The organism is Mycobacterium hubeiense, from assembly GCF_002838065.1.
In the GTDB taxonomy this organism is placed as follows: Bacteria; Actinomycetota; Actinomycetes; order Mycobacteriales; family Mycobacteriaceae; genus Mycobacterium; species Mycobacterium hubeiense.
Window position 1 is genome coordinate 1 of the sequence record NZ_PIZU01000117.1, and the last position, 1,004, is coordinate 1,004.

Below are 1,004 nucleotides of genomic sequence, written 5' to 3' on the forward strand. Positions count from 1 at the left end.
AACGGCCACAACACCTTACACAGTTATCTTGACAAGCCCCGGCGAGCTCGCACGACGTCGCGCGCAGCTGCCAGTAGCCGAAATCGCCACCACCCTGCATCGGTGCGCCGACTACGTATCTCGTTGTGTGGCAACAAATCCTGCAATGTGTAGCTCGCGGCGTGGCCGGACGCCGCCGCCTGGGACACCGATCACGCAACCTGAACGAAGGCGTCTGCCATCCCATTCCGATCATCCCACGCCGTCGCATTGGCCGATCTCTGGCCGAATTCCCCTGTGCGTCATCCCCCGCCGGGGTGAAAACAACCACATCGCAGGGTCATCACAATCCCCCGCCAAGGCGATTTTTCGATACCGGCGCCCAAGAAATCATCAGATCGACGCCAACCGGCGTACACCCAACCGAACACGAGGAGTTCGAAATGATCCACACATTGGCCCGTGCAGCGTCTGTCGGCCTGTTCGCCGCCAGCGTGATACTGGGTGCAACCTGTGCCGCATCCGCGGATCCGCTGGTCGTCGGCGGCGACGGGGGCTTTGGGAACAACGACGAAACGGTGTCAATCAATCCGGGGCCGACGCGAATAGTCTCGCTGGCGCCGAACGGTGGCGATGGTACCGGCTATACCCCGTGGCAGATTTTTTGCCTGAAGAACTTTCCGCTTGAGGGCGGAGAGCAGTACCGTTGCCTCCTCGGCTTGCCGTAATCTAGCTGGGCCATCACTGCTTCCGATAGCGCTCGTGAAGCACCGATCATCTGTCGTGGATAGATCCCTGGTGGGATAGGTCCACGCGTGGCTCCAGCCGGGTTTCCCACCGTGCTGGCGGGTGGTATGCCCGCAGGCTGGCCGACACGACTTGGACGTCGTGGGGACCGATCCGGGATGGTTAGACAACCGAATTACTGCTCGAGGGGCTGATCAACACCAGCCACCAAGTCCTCATCGGCGGACCCAGCTACCGGCCTGTTCGGAGGCATTCAGGGTGACCACGTGGGGGTAGCG

Annotated in this window: 1 protein-coding gene; it reads left to right on the top strand. The window is 61.7% G+C overall.

Features of this window, described 5'->3' with window-relative positions:
• Positions 1-161 precede the first annotated feature (161 nt).
• A complete protein-coding gene (locus tag CWS39_RS28800; protein WP_158240430.1) occupies positions 162-707 on the top strand; it encodes a hypothetical protein in 546 nt (181 codons plus the stop codon).
• Positions 708-1,004: the final 297 nt, after the last annotated feature.